The sequence below is a fragment of the Clostridium sp. E02 genome, assembly GCF_003833015.1.
Taxonomy (GTDB): Bacteria; Bacillota; Clostridia; order Lachnospirales; family Lachnospiraceae; genus Lacrimispora.
In genome coordinates, this window is the sequence record NZ_RJLQ01000015.1 from 20,818 (window position 1) to 35,409 (window position 14,592).

Consider the following 14,592-nt stretch of genomic DNA (forward strand, 5'->3'; position numbering starts at 1 on the left):
GGGGGACCTATGGATATGATTACAGTTTCAGCAAAAAACGTGGATGAAGCGATTACGAAGGCATTAATCGAGTTGGAAACAACCAGTGATAAACTGGAATATGAAATTGTTGATAAGGGTAGTAATGGTATTCTGGGGTTATTCGGTACGAAGCCGGCGATCATACACGCTAAAAGAAAAGAAACGATCGTAGATAAAGCAACTACATTTCTTTCCGATGTATTTAACGCTATGGATCTAAAAGTTACCTTGGATTTAAATTATCATGAATTAGACCGGGAGCTTTCAATTGGTATGTCAGGTGATAATATGGGGATATTGATCGGCAAGAGAGGACAAACGCTTGATTCTCTTCAGTATCTTGTAAGTCTTGTGGTGAATAGGGAAAGTAATGAATATATCAGAGTTAAAATTGATACGGAAAATTATAGAGAGAGAAGAAAAGAAACTCTCGAGACCCTTGCTAAGAATATTGCTTATAAGGTGAAACGTACCAAACGACCGGTTTCATTGGAGCCTATGAATCCATATGAGAGACGTATTATTCACTCCGCACTTCAAAATGATAAGTTTGTAAATACCAGAAGTGATGGAGATGATCCATTTCGACATGTTGTTATTTCATTGAAAAAGGATCATATAAGAAAAGAACGGTATCAAGAAAGAGATAAATAGTCAGACAACGATGAGGGTTGGGGCTGTCGGAAGGCACCCTCATCCCTTTTCTTTTATCAGAATAAATTATGCAAACCATAAAATTGTGTTTCGAGAATAGAAGCAGGTGAAGGAATATGAAAATGAATACAATTGCGGCGATCGCTACCGCTGCGTCCAGTTCTGGAATTGGGATTGTTCGCATCAGCGGCGAAGAGTCCTTTCAAATTATAGATCAGATATTTAAGGGAAAAGGTAAAAAGGAAAAAAAATTATCCGAGGAGCCTTCACATACGATCCATTATGGATTTATATGTGACGGAGATGAGGCAATTGATGAAGTGTTGGTTCTTATCATGAAAGGGCCAAAAAGTTATACCGCTGAGGATACGGTTGAGATTGATTGTCATGGAGGGGTTCTTGTTACCAGAAAGATTTTAGAGACTGTTTTAAAGTATGGTGCAAGACCAGCGGAACCTGGAGAATTTACGAAACGAGCATTTTTGAATGGTAGAATGGATTTGTCTCAGGCAGAGGCGGTTATTGATGTGATTCATGCAAAGAATCAATATGCATTAAAATCATCGGTACGTCAGATGGAGGGAGCCGTTTCCAAACGTGTCCGAAACATGAGAGAGAAATTAATCTACCAGATTGCTTTTATCGAATCGGCTCTTGATGATCCGGAGCATATCTCACTCGACGGTTATGGAGAAACGCTTCAAAAGGTATTAGGACCTGTGAAGGAAGAAATTGATGAACTAATCCGGTCATCGGAGAATGGAAGGGTTTTGTCTGAGGGAATAGAGACGGTAATTCTTGGAAAACCCAATGCAGGAAAATCATCTCTGTTAAATGCTTTGGTGGGAGAGGAGCGGGCAATTGTAACGGAAATAGCCGGAACAACCAGAGATACGTTAAAGGAGTCCATTCTTCTAGAAGACCTAAGTCTTAATATCATTGATACGGCTGGAATTCGGGATACTGATGATGTAGTCGAAAAAATTGGTGTAGAGAAAGCGAAGCGTGCGGCAGATCAGGCGGATTTTATTATTTATGTGGTGGATGGAACCTGTCCAATCGATGAGAATGATGAGGAAATATTACGGGTTATAAGGGATAAGAAGGTGTTGGTGGTTTTGAATAAATCAGACCTTTTTATGGTTCTTACTGTGGAAGCGTTAAGGGAGAAAACAGGGCATCCTGTGATCGTTATTTCTGCAAAAGAACAACAAGGCATTAAGAAAATGGAAGATGAAATTAAATCCATGTTTTATGAGGGTAAAATTGATTTTAATGATCAAGTTTTTATAACCAATGCAAGGCATAAAAATGCTCTGTTTCAGGCCCAGAAAAGTCTTAGTATGGTGGAAGAGAGTATTTTAAATGGGATGCCGGAGGATTTTTATTCCATTGATTTAATGGATGCGTATGAACAGTTGGGAACCATCCTCGGAGAGTCCGTGGAGGAAGATCTGGTCAACGAAATATTCCGTAAATTCTGTATGGGTAAGTAGGAGAGGAAGGAGATTAAAATGCAGTATTTAGAGGAGTCTTATGACATTGTTGTTGTGGGTGCCGGACATGCCGGATGTGAGGCAGCTTTGGCATGTGCCAGGTTAGGTTTAGAGACAATACTGTTTACCGTTAGTGTTGACAGTATTGCACTTATGCCATGTAATCCGAACATCGGAGGAAGTTCTAAGGGGCATCTGGTAAAAGAGCTAGATGCATTAGGCGGTGAGATGGGAAAGAATATTGACCGTACATTTATTCAGTCCAAGATGTTGAATCAGTCTAAGGGACCTGCTGTTCATTCCCTTAGGGCTCAGGCAGATAAACAGGACTATACAAGAACCATGAGAACAACGTTAGAGAACACGGATCACCTGACCATCAGGCAGGCAGAAGTCTCTGATTTAGTCGTTAACAATGGGGAATTAACTGGAATAAAAACCAGTTCTGGTGCTTTATATCATTGCAAAGCAGCGGTATTAGCCACAGGAACCTATTTAAGTTCCAGATGTATTTATGGGGATGTGAGCATTCAAACAGGTCCCAATGGATTAATGTCAGCCAATCACTTATCGGAATCTTTAAAGGCACAGGGAATTGAGATCAGAAGATTTAAAACAGGAACGCCGGCTAGAGTGGATAAAAGGAGCATTGATTTTTCAAAGATGGAGGAGCAGTTTGGAGATAAGTTAGTCGTTCCATTTTCTTTTTCTACCGATCCGGCAACCATACAAAAGGAACAGATTTCCTGTTGGCTAACGTATACAAATGAAACTACTCATGAAATTATTCGAAAAAATCTGGATCGTTCTCCTTTATATTCTGGTGCAATTGAAGGAACGGGACCAAGGTATTGTCCTTCTATTGAAGACAAGGTCGTTAAGTTTCCAGATAAGGACCGTCATCAGGTTTTTGTGGAACCGGAGGGACTTTATACCAATGAGATGTATCTGGGAGGGATGTCTAGTTCCTTGCCTGAGGATGTTCAACATGCCATGTACCGGAGCGTGCCTGGTCTTGAAAACGTCAAGATTGTAAGGAATGCTTATGCCATAGAATATGATTGTATTGATCCCCGTCAATTAACGGCTACGCTGGAATTTAAAGCAATCAAGGGATTGTTTAGCGGAGGGCAGTTAAATGGAAGTTCAGGGTATGAGGAAGCGGCAGTCCAGGGCTTTATGGCTGGGGTCAATGCAGCCATGAAACGGTTGGGCAGAGATCCAGTGATACTAGATCGTTCTCAAGCTTATATTGGCGTGCTGATTGATGATCTCGTGACCAAAGAAAGCAAGGAACCTTATCGTATGATGACTTCTAGGGCAGAGTATAGACTCTTGCTGCGACAAGACAATGCAGATATACGTCTAAGAAAAATTGGCTACCAAATTGGTCTTGTGAGTGAAGAACAATATAAAAATCTGCAAGAAAAAGAAATTGCCATTGAGAAAGAAATGAAACGTCTGGAGTCTTTAAACATAGGAGCTTCGAAAGAAGTTCAAGGGTTTTTAGAGGCACATGAGAGCACCCCTTTAAAAACGGGAACAACGTTGGCTGAATTGGTTCGTAGACCAGAATTAAATTATTTTATGTTAACTGATATAGATAAAAAACGACCATACCTCACTGAGGATGCAGCTGAACAAGTAAACATAAATATTAAATACGATGGATATATCCGTAGACAGAAACAGCAGGTATCACAATATAAAAAATTAGAGAATCGGAAGCTGTCTATAGAATTTGATTATAGTGATGTGAAAGGTTTGAGAAAAGAAGCGATTCAAAAATTAAATTTATACAAACCCATGTCCATCGGACAGGCGTCTAGAATATCGGGAGTGTCCCCTGCTGACATTTCTGTATTATTGGTCTATTTAGAGCAGTTAAGGCATCATAAAAAGAAAATTGTGAGTAGGGAGGATGAGTCATGAATGAAGAGTTTCAGAAATTATTGGAAGAAAAATTAGCTTTATTACCAATTAAATTAGATCAGGATCAAATACTGAAATTTTATAAGTATTATGAGTTATTGGAAGAATGGAATAAAGTCATGAATTTAACTACAATCACTGAAATGGAGGATGTGGTTATTAAGCACTTCGTTGATAGCTTGTCTTTGATAAAAGTGGTAAATAATATGGGACAAACAAACTATAAGATCATTGATGTAGGAACAGGAGCCGGCTTTCCGGGCATTCCATTAAAAATTGTATTTCCAAACTTGAAAATAACATTAATGGATTCGTTAAATAAAAGAGTGAAATTTTTAAATGAAGTAATTGACCAACTTGATTTGAAAGATATGAATGCAATTCATGGGAGAGCAGAAGAGTTGGGAAGAGATAAATTATATCGAGAACAATATGACTTTAGTTTATCAAGGGCGGTTGCTAACTTAAGCACACTTTCAGAATATTGTCTTCCTTTTGTAAAAGAGGGAGGATATTTTATATCTTACAAATCTGGAACGGTTGCACAAGAAGCAGCGGATGCCAAACATGCTATTTTCTTATTAGGTGGGAAGATTGAAGGAATTGAGAATTTCACGCTACCTGGTGCAGATGCAGAGCGATCGTTTGTTAAGATAAAGAAAGTGGAAGGAATCTCGAAGAGATATCCGAGAAAACCTGGAGTACCAGCAAAAGAACCATTAAAGTAAATGTTTCACGTGAAACATCCTGGAACCTTAGTTCCATTGAATTGGATGTTTCACGTGAAACATTTTTATTTCAAATTGAATTAACTCGTATATGTTTTCTACAATCAGACAAAAAACATTTGAATTACATGAAGTAATTCGGTAGGATTTTCCATCTGAGGAAGATATTTGGAATTATTAATAAAAGAACTTTCGATTGCGGGATTATATTTTTTGTATTCTCGTATCACATCTGTCATGTGGTCCATCTCTCGCCCACCAACCATGTAAATGCTATGGTTGATTTTCTTTAAGGCATTGGTTACATTACACTTAATATAATTGCATTTTTCACTGGCATAAAAGGACTTAGGGGAATCTCCCAAATGAGCAGATTCATAATACAGATCAATAAAGGAGTTTTTTACTGTATATGGATTATAAAAATAATTCTTTGTAAATTCTTCTCTGATCGCTTGTTTGCTGGTCGCGATGTTATAAAGTAAAGTTCCTAATATGGGTAAGTCTAAAATAAATTTATAAAATTTAGCATGTCTATTGGGAATCTGATTACTCATAAGCAGACTTTCTGGATTAATACACATGATCTGATCAAACAACTCAGGAGCATTGTTACAGGCCATAAGTGCGATGGCGGTAGAAGATCCGGAAGAAATTATATTGGTACGATGACCAATTTCTGATTTAATAAAATCTACGATCATTTGAACGTAAAGAAAGTTGGTATAAGTTAGATTTGGTTTTTCAGATCGCCCGCACCCAAGTAAATCAATGGTATATATGGTATAGTTCTCTTTTAATAATGGAATCATGGAATTCCACTCTTGACCGTTGGAACATGAATTAAGGTCATGAATGAGAAGGAGAGGCTTCCCTGTCCCACTTTTTGTATAATGAATGTTACCAAATCTCCACTTATAACACAGTGACTTACTATCTGACAGTATGTTTTTTGAGGATGCAGAAATTTTGATACATTTATTTAGAACAGCAGTGGCAGTGGCTGCACTAGCGGATAATATAAGCAAGGTCAGTAGCTTGTTCTTTGTTTTCATTCTATATATACCTCCTGATATAGCTTAATCTCTTCTTATTATAGTATAATCCACTAAGACTTACAACGACTAACATATTAATTTATTCTTAAAACTTAAATCATTGTTTCACGTGAAACATTTATAGGAAAAAAAGTAAAATTTTACAAGAAACCATAGGAAAAAAAAAAAAAATGTGCTATACTTTAGTTTGAACTGCGATTTCCGAAAGTTGTAACAGGAGAAAATATAAAATGGGAAGAATAATTGCAATAGCAAATCAAAAGGGCGGTGTCGGTAAAACGACAACTGCAATTAATCTATCTGCTTGTCTTGCAGAATCAGGACAACGGGTATTGGCTGTGGATTTTGATCCACAGGGGAATGAAACCAGCGGGTTGGGGATAGAGAAGACAACCATTGATCAAACGGTTTATGATTTGCTGGTAGGTGAGTGCGAAATTGAAGAATGCATGATTGCCAATGTATATGAAAATCTAGATCTTCTTCCTTCAAATGTGGAACTGGCAGGAGCTGAGATTGAATTATTGGAAATTGAAAATAAGGAAGCACTCCTAAAAACATATCTTGAAAAAATCAAGAATCACTATGACTTTATCATCATAGATTGTCCTCCGTCATTAAATCTATTGACAATTAATGCCTTAACAGCAGCAAATACTGTATTAGTTCCCATTCAATGTGAATATTATGCCCTAGAAGGGCTTAGTCAAGTACTAAATACAGTAAATTTGGTGAAAAAAAAGTTAAATCCTACTCTGGAAATGGAAGGCGTGGTCTTTACGATGTACGATGCAAGAACCAATCTTTCTTTGGAAGTTGTGGAAAGTGTTAAAAATAATCTAAATCAGAATATTTATAAAACAATTATACCCAGGAATGTAAGACTGGCAGAGGCTCCCAGCCATGGAATGCCGATTAATTTATATGATTCCAGATCAGCGGGAGCAGAAAGTTATCGGTTGTTGGCCGCAGAAGTAATAAGTAGAGGAGAAGAGATATAACTATGGCTAAAAGAACAGGGTTAGGAAAAGGTCTAGGTGCTATTTTTGGGGATGAAGTGATGGAATCGGCTGCGGAAGATCATCAACAACAACAGCAAAAGAATGAATATTTAGTTGAACAACAGGGGAAACAGTCAAAGGAGCCTGAGTACGGAAAAGAGATATATTTAAAACTTTCTTCCATTGAGCCGAATCTTCATCAACCTAGAAAAGATTTTAGGGAAGAATCTCTTCTAGAATTGGCGGAATCGATGAAGGAATATGGGGTGTTGCAACCTCTTTTGGTACAGAAACAGGGAGATCTCTATGAGATCATAGCAGGGGAACGTAGATGGAGAGCCGCTAAACTGGCTGGTTTAAAAGAAGTTCCGGTTGTAATTCGTGAATACGGTAAACAGCAGACAATGGAAATTGCATTGATTGAAAATGTTCAAAGGGAAGACTTAAATCCCATAGAAGAAGCAAGGGCATATCAAAGATTGATGCAGGAGTTTGAATTGAAGCAGGATGAGATAGCGGCTAGAGTAGCAAAGAATCGAGTTACCATAACCAATAGTATGCGTCTGCTTAAATTAGATGAAAAAGTTCAAGACATGTTGATTCAGAATGAGATCAGCAGTGGACATGCCAGAGCATTGCTTGGAATTGAAGATAAAGAATTACAGTTTCAACTTGCTGGTAAAATAGCAGCCGAAAACTTAAGTGTGCGTGAAGTAGAAAAGCTGGTAAAATCTTTGTCGAAAAAGAAAGAACCTAAGGAAAAAAAGGGAGAAGAGGAAAGTGTTTTATTGATCTTTCGGGAACTGGAAGAACGGATGAAAACTGCTATGGGTACGAAGGTCAGTATCAATAAAAAAGATAAAAATAAAGGAAGAGTTGAAATTGAGTACTATTCTGAGGCGGAATTGGAAAGAATAGTAGAGTTAATAGAATCCATAAGATAACATCATGGAAGTGAGGACGAAAGAATGGACAACAGTATATTGAATCAGCTCCCGATCGATCCAGCCTTTTTAATCATAGGTTTAGGAGCGCTTACTATAATATTGCTGATCGTTATAATCCTATGTCTGGTTCAGATGCGAAAACTGTATCGCAGGTACGATTATTTTATGAGGGGAAAAGACGCAGAGACCCTGGAAGAAATCATCATGGAACAGATGGAGGATATCGCTAAATTAAAGGACGAAGACCGGGCAAATAAAGATTCGTTGCGAAATACGAATAAAAACTACCGAAGTGCATATCAGAAATTTGGTCTAATAAAATATAATGCATTTAAGGGGATGGGCGGAAATTTAAGTTTTGCATTGGCAATGTTGGATTACACCAATACAGGTTTTGTTTTAAATTCAGTCCATAGTCGAGAAGGGTGTTATGTATACATCAAAGAGGTAGAACGAGGAGAAACAGATGTATTATTAGGAAGTGAAGAAAAGGCTGCACTCGAATGTGCACTGGGGTATCATTCATAAAAAGTGCGGCATACTGCCGCACTTTTTATTTGCGTGTGCCCCACGGGCACACGTTCCAACGGGTGTTCGTCCCGAATTCGCCCAGTAGTGGGAAAGATATAGCAGAATACCCGATCTTATTTATAATATCTGTTTCATCTCCATATGATGGTCCTCTGTGAGTGCGGCACCGATCGCAGTACTGTATTCGGCTTGATCCGGTATAATGAAATGAACATCAAACATACTCTCAAGTGACTGAAAGACTTCTTTGCACTGTGGAAATTTAGCAAGGTTACCAGTCATAACAAAATTATGGATGTTGCTGTTTAATGAAGATAAAATAGCAGATTTACCAATGGTTTGAAGCACCATATGAATAAGACCAATCGCAATATCTTCATCGGAAACCTGACTTCTGACCTTACCAAAATTAGAGGCAGTTGCAGACAATGGGAGACCAGGAAGAGCAGTCTTTGATATATCCTGTATCTGTAAGTCGATGTTACTTAAAGTCCCCTTGCTTGCGAGTTCCATTATTCTAGATATATCCTGGGTCTTTAAAAGAAGGCTGGACAGTCCAACGATGGTTCCGCCTCCAATGCCGATTCCACCCGTATGAACGATGGAATCTTCGTTCACTTGAACGATAGAGGTACCAGTTCCCATGCTGACTACAATCAAATCTTTTAATCCGGTAAAATATTGACCGCCAAGTCCATTGCAAATAAATTCATTCACTTTATAGGTAGGAATGCCATATAGGGACTGTTCCACATAGGCACTTCCAACTCCAGTGATCATAATTTTTTCTATTTCACTTAGTTGCATGTTGTTGTCGTAAATAAATTTTCCCAAAGCACCAAAGAGAGAAGCAATGGGGTTATCTGCTTTGACAAACGTTGGTATCTTTAGTTTATGATCATGAAACCCAACTATCTTGGTGGTACTTCCTCCAAGATCAATTCCTATGGTTATTTTCATAAGTTAAAATCCCCTTATTTTTGTATCTGGTTATAAAACCAGTATTACAGTTGTTTCTAGTATGGTTCTTGGGCTAACTATACCATACATAGAAAGGATTGCCAAGTTTTAAAATACGTCCAATTTTCCGCAAAATTTGAAAGAAATCCAATTGTATATTTGGGTACTTTAATAAATATAACAAGAGAAAAAGCTGAATTTAACAAAGATTTAACCCCTGATGTTCCTATTATATAAGTAAAAAAATATTTATTACATTTATATAAAAAATCACTCGAACCATGTATAATTTTGTGATAAATAACATTGACAAAAAAATAACGATATAATATAATGATATTACAAAGATCGTTAAAAATATATCGATCATAGAAACCCATGGAATTTTTATATCATTGGAGGATAGTAAAAATGGCAAAGAAAGAAGAACAGGTTAAAGTTCCCTATATAATTGACAGTGTTGATGCCTTGATTGCAAAGATGGAGGCTATGAAAGAAGCACAGAGAAAATTCGCAACATTTACGCAGGAGCAGGTAGATAAGATCTTTTTTGAAGCAGCGAGTGCTGCCAATAAAATGAGAATCCCATTGGCAAAGATGGCTGTCCAAGAAACTGGAATGGGAATTGTTGAAGACAAAGTGATTAAAAATAATTATGCAGCGGAATATATTTACAATGCATTTAAAGATACTAAAACTTGTGGTGTGATCGAAGAAGACAAAGCTTATGGGATTAAGAAAATAGCAGAACCGATTGGTTTGATTGCTGCAGTTATTCCTACGACGAATCCAACGTCGACTGCCATTTTTAAAACCCTTATTAGTTTAAAAACCAGAAACGCTATTATCATTTCCCCACACCCAAGAGCAAAGAGTTCCACGATTGCAGCAGCTAAAGTTGTATTAGATGCAGCGGTAAAAGCAGGGGCACCAGAAGGAATTATCGGTTGGATTGACGTGCCTTCTCTAGAACTGACCAATGAAGTAATGAGGGGTGCAGATATTATTCTGGCTACTGGGGGACCTGGTATGGTTAAGGCCGCTTACTCTTCAGGAAAACCGGCACTTGGTGTTGGAGCTGGAAATACCCCTGTAATCATCGATGATACGGCAGACGTTAAGATGGCCGTTAACTCTATCATTCATTCCAAAACATTTGACAATGGTATGATTTGTGCTTCGGAGCAGTCTGTTACCGTTCTTGAAAAAGTATACGATGCAGTGAAAAAGGAATTTGCTGCTAGAGGCTGTTATTTCTTAAAAAATGATGAGATCGAGAAAGTAAGAAAAACAATTATAATCAATGGAGCATTGAATGCGAAAATTGTTGGTCAGAAAGCACATACAATCGCAAAACTAGCAGGTGTTGATGTACCTGAAGCTACAAAGATTTTAATTGGTGAAGTAGAAAACGTTCATATAGAAGAAGAATTTGCACACGAGAAATTGTCTCCAGTTTTGGCGATGTATAAGGCAAAGAACTTTGAAGATGCGATTGAAAAAGCGGAGCAGCTGGTAGCAGATGGTGGGTATGGTCATACGGCTTCCCTGTTTGTAAATGTCAATGAAAAAGAGAAAATTGAAACACACGCTGGGGCGATGAAGACTTGTCGAATTCTTATTAATACCCCATCTTCTCAAGGCGGTATCGGTGATATCTATAACTTTAAATTACAGCCATCTTTAACCTTAGGATGCGGTTCCTGGGGAGGAAACTCTGTTTCCGAAAACGTTGGTGTGAAACATTTAATCAATATTAAAACCGTTGCTGAGAGGAGAGAGAACATGCTTTGGTTCAGAAATCCGGAGAAGGTTTATTTCAAAAAGGGCTGTATGCCAGTTGCATTAAGTGAATTAAAGGATGTTTATGATAAGAAAAGAGCCTTTGTCGTAACGGATTCTTTCCTTTATAAGAATGGTTATACAAAAGCAATTACAGATAAATTAGATGAGATGGGTATTGTTTACACCGTGTTTGCAGAAGTTCAGCCAGATCCGACCCTTGCAAATGCACAGGCAGGTGCAGCCGCGATGACAGCATTCCAGCCAGATACGATCATTGCACTGGGCGGAGGTTCTGCTATGGATGCAGCTAAGATCATGTGGGTGATGTATGAGCATCCAGAAGTGGATTTCAAGGATATGGCAATGCGTTTTATGGATATCCGTAAGAGAGTTTATACATTCCCTAAAATGGGAGAGAAGGCTTACTTTGTAGCAATACCAACCTCTTCCGGTACAGGTTCTGAGGTGACCTCTTTCGCAGTTATTACAGATCAGGAAACAGGAGTAAAATATCCACTTGCAGATTATGAATTAATGCCGAATATGTCAATCGTTGATGCAGATAATATGATGAGCCAGCCAAAAGGCTTAACCAGTGCTTCTGGTGTTGATGTACTGACCCATGGACTTGAGGCTTATGCGTCGGTTATGGCATCTGATTATACCGATGGGTTAGCATTAAAGTCAATGAAGAACGTATTTGAATATCTTCCTACTGCATATCAAGATGGCAGCAACGTAGAAGCAAGATGTAAGATGGCAGATGCTTCTTGCATGGCAGGTATGGCGTTTAACAATGCATTTTTAGGAGTTTGTCATTCCATGGCTCATAAATTAGGTGCGTACCATCACCTTCCACATGGGGTTGCCAATGCACTTTTGATTACACTTGTTATGGACTTCAATGCGTCTGAGGTTCCAACGAAGATGGGAACCTTCCCACAGTATCAGTATCCTCATACAATGGCTCGTTACGCAGAGTGTGCACGTTTCTGCGGAGTGGAAGGAAAAGACGATGCTGATGTATTTAAAAAATTCCTTGCAAAGGTTGAGGGGTTAAAGAAATCAGTTGGAATCAAGGCAACTATTAAGGAGTATGGAATTGATGAGAAGAACTTCTTAGAGACGTTAGACGAGATGGTTGAGAATGCATTTGATGATCAGTGTACTGGTGCGAATCCAAGATATCCTTTGATGAGCGAAATCAAGGAGATGTATTTAAAAGCGTATTATGGGAAATAAATTTAAATAGATTGCAAAGGCAGACAGCAGATTTTGTTGTCTGCCTTTTTTTGTGCTTTTCTAAAAAATGTTTCAAATGCACCCAATTTCCCTGTTGAATAATGAAGTAATTCATGGTATATCTAAAAATCTTTTTTATAGGTATAAATTAGTACAAATGCACAAAAAATAAAAGATAAATTGGATATAAATATACATTGTAGAAGCAAATGCCATTACACTAGTGGTAAAAGAGGAAGTGGAGTTCCAAAGTTTAAACTGTTATAATGAGATCAAGTCATACAAGTGAGGTGCTTACATGGATAAACGGTTGCTTGCGTTAACTGTATATTTACACGAAAATGGCACTCAGACTGCAGAGTCTTTGGCGGCAGAACTTAAAGTTAGTACGAAAACAATTCGCAATTACATTGGGGAATGGAATGTACGCTTTGCAAGCTTCGGGGCTCGGATTCAGTCCAAACATGGGATCGGTTACTCTTTGAAAATTCACGATCAAGAATTGTTTGACAAACATTTTAAGGATCTAAAGAGCGATCAGAATCGAGTTTCGGTTCCCTCCACTCTAAAAGAGAGAGTGGAATACCTCTTAAATGATCTTTTAAGTCGTAGAGATTTTGTGAAAATGGAAGCCTTTAGTGAGATTTTATTTGTATCGAGAAAGACCGTTTCAACCACGGTGAAGGAAGTTGAAAAAATTCTTTCGGACTACAATCTAAGACTTGAGAAAAAACCAAATTATGGAATCCGAATTCAAGGCAAAGAATTTGATCGGCGCCTATGCATTGCCAATGTCATTGTAGGAAGAAGCACAGAAGTATATGGAGGAGATAATAAGGAATATCAGGAATCGGTTACTCGAGTTGCAAAATCAGTAGCTGAGGTAATCGATGAGGAAGGATATGCAGTCCATTCGATTGCGTATCAAAATCTGATTATTCATATTTTAATTGCGATTCAAAGAATTAAGAAATCCTGTTATGTGACGTTAGAAGAGGGACACTTTGAGCAAATGAATGGAACGCGGGAATATGAAGTTGCAGAAAAACTTGTAGAAAAAATAAACAAGGATTTTGAGATTCAATTTCCCAAAGAGGAAATCGTATACATTGCCATTCACCTGGCTGGTAAGAAATCACTTTATCTCCCGCAGTATGAGGATAATAAAAATCAGATCATGAGTCAGGAAACATGGGTGGTGGTGATACGGATGCTGGAAGTTGTGAATGAGGCCTTTTGTTTTGATTTTCAAAACGATCTGGAGCTGAGGATGAATCTTGCCCAACATTTGGAACCCTTGGTGATTCGAATGAAGTATAACATGAAGCTTAAAAATCCACTTTTAAAGGATATCAGGGTACGGTTTCCAATGGCTTATGCCATGGCCCTTCAAGCGTCATCTATATTAAAGGAGTATTATGGCAGTGAATTAAAGGAGGATGAGGTGGGATATATTGCCCTTGCATTTGCGCTTGCAATTGAGAGGTTAAATACCAATCTTCCCAAAAAGAACATTTTAATCGTTTGTGCTTCCGGAAAGGGAAGTGCAAAACTTCTTTCTTATCAATATAGACAGGAGTTTGGACCGTATGTAGACCGGATAGAAACATGCGATGTAGGAAATTTAAAAAAGGTAGACTTCTCCGGCATTGATTATGTGTTTACAACTGTTCCGATTTTAGAAAGAATACCAGTACCGGTACAGGAGGTAAAGTATTTCCTGGAATCAGATGAAATTAGGCAAATGAAGATGACGTTAATGGGCGAAGGGGGGGAGAACCCTTTGCTGGCTTATTTTGATCGGAATCTATTTTTCCCCCATTTGAAATTCGAAAGCCGCCATGACGTGATTAAGTTTCTATGCAGACAGGTTATGGAAGAGAAGGAGTTGCCCAACACATTTTGGGATCTTGTAAAAAAGAGGGAGTCAGCGGCTCAGACCGCATTTGGAAACCGGGTAGCAATGCCTCACCCATGGAAGGCAATTAGTACGGATACCTTTGTTTGTGTGGGGATACTAGATCAAGCGGTTATGTGGGGAGATCAAAAGGTTCAGGCAGTATTTCTTGTTTCCATATCAAATAAAAAGAATAAAAATTTAAGAGAATTTTATCAGGGAATGACCGGGATACTGACTGATCCGGAGGCAATCGAGAGCCTAATTGAGAAGCAGACTTTTGAAGAATTACAAAGGCTTTTAGAAAAGTCGGGACAGAAAAAAACGGAGGGTTAATTAT

General features: G+C 38.2%; 11 protein-coding genes. 9 read left to right on the plus strand and 2 right to left on the minus strand.

Translation table 11 applies throughout. The features are described from left to right. The first annotated feature begins 9 nt into the window (after positions 1–9). The 4 genes from jag (at position 10) to rsmG (ending at position 4,831) form a co-directional block, all read left to right on the plus strand. Entirely contained in the window at positions 10–675 is a 666-nt protein-coding gene (gene jag / locus EFT72_RS12270; RefSeq protein ID WP_124067215.1) for an RNA-binding cell elongation regulator Jag/EloR, read from the plus strand. Between the two features lie 116 nt (positions 676–791). Beyond that, positions 792–2,171 (plus strand): tRNA uridine-5-carboxymethylaminomethyl(34) synthesis GTPase MnmE, encoded by a 1,380-nt coding sequence (gene mnmE / locus EFT72_RS12275; RefSeq protein WP_124067216.1) that lies wholly within the window; start codon positions 792–794, stop codon positions 2,169–2,171. An 18-nt stretch (positions 2,172–2,189) separates the two neighbouring features. Beyond that, a complete protein-coding gene (gene mnmG / locus EFT72_RS12280) occupies positions 2,190–4,103 on the plus strand; it encodes a tRNA uridine-5-carboxymethylaminomethyl(34) synthesis enzyme MnmG (RefSeq protein WP_124067217.1) in 1,914 nt (637 codons plus the stop codon). Continuing rightward, on the plus strand, positions 4,100–4,831 hold the full coding sequence (rsmG, locus tag EFT72_RS12285) for a 16S rRNA (guanine(527)-N(7))-methyltransferase RsmG (protein ID WP_124067218.1): 732 nt from the start codon (positions 4,100–4,102) through the stop codon (positions 4,829–4,831). Before mnmG ends, rsmG begins: the two co-directional genes overlap by 4 nt. Positions 4,832–4,935: 104 nt before the next feature. Here the strand turns inward: rsmG and EFT72_RS12290 are convergent, their stop codons facing one another. Beyond that, the gene (locus EFT72_RS12290; protein WP_124067219.1) at positions 4,936–5,886 is read right to left on the minus strand and encodes an alpha/beta fold hydrolase; all 951 of its coding nucleotides are present in this window, start codon (positions 5,884–5,886) and stop codon (positions 4,936–4,938) included. Between the two features lie 233 nt (positions 5,887–6,119). On the opposite strand from EFT72_RS12290, the gene EFT72_RS12295 reads away from it, so the two are divergent. The 3 genes from EFT72_RS12295 to EFT72_RS12305 are packed head-to-tail and all read left to right on the plus strand — an operon-like array spanning position 6,120 to position 8,365. Then, positions 6,120–6,890, plus strand: coding sequence for an AAA family ATPase (locus tag EFT72_RS12295; protein ID WP_124067220.1), 771 nt, complete (start codon positions 6,120–6,122; stop codon positions 6,888–6,890). A 2-nt stretch (positions 6,891–6,892) separates the two neighbouring features. Continuing rightward, complete coding sequence (locus EFT72_RS12300) at positions 6,893–7,834, plus strand: ParB/RepB/Spo0J family partition protein (RefSeq protein WP_124067221.1); 942 nt, start codon at positions 6,893–6,895, stop codon at positions 7,832–7,834. Positions 7,835–7,858: 24 nt separating this feature from the next. Next, positions 7,859–8,365 carry a DUF4446 family protein gene (locus tag EFT72_RS12305; RefSeq protein ID WP_124067222.1) on the plus strand — a complete coding sequence of 169 codons (507 nt, stop codon included), beginning with the start codon at positions 7,859–7,861 and terminating at the stop codon, positions 8,363–8,365. A 120-nt stretch (positions 8,366–8,485) separates the two neighbouring features. Here EFT72_RS12305 and coaW read toward each other — a convergent pair whose 3' ends face one another. Beyond that, complete coding sequence (gene coaW, locus EFT72_RS12310; RefSeq protein WP_124067223.1) at positions 8,486–9,328, minus strand: type II pantothenate kinase; 843 nt, start codon at positions 9,326–9,328, stop codon at positions 8,486–8,488. A gap of 411 nt (positions 9,329–9,739) precedes the next feature. Here coaW and adhE point away from each other — a divergent pair, with 411 nt between their 5' ends. Both adhE and EFT72_RS12320 read left to right on the plus strand, forming a co-directional pair. Then, on the plus strand, positions 9,740–12,355 hold the full coding sequence (adhE, locus tag EFT72_RS12315; RefSeq protein ID WP_124067224.1) for a bifunctional acetaldehyde-CoA/alcohol dehydrogenase: 2,616 nt from the start codon (positions 9,740–9,742) through the stop codon (positions 12,353–12,355). A 298-nt stretch (positions 12,356–12,653) separates the two neighbouring features. Next, entirely contained in the window at positions 12,654–14,588 is a 1,935-nt protein-coding gene (locus EFT72_RS12320; protein ID WP_124067225.1) for a BglG family transcription antiterminator, read from the plus strand. Positions 14,589–14,592 lie beyond the last annotated feature (4 nt).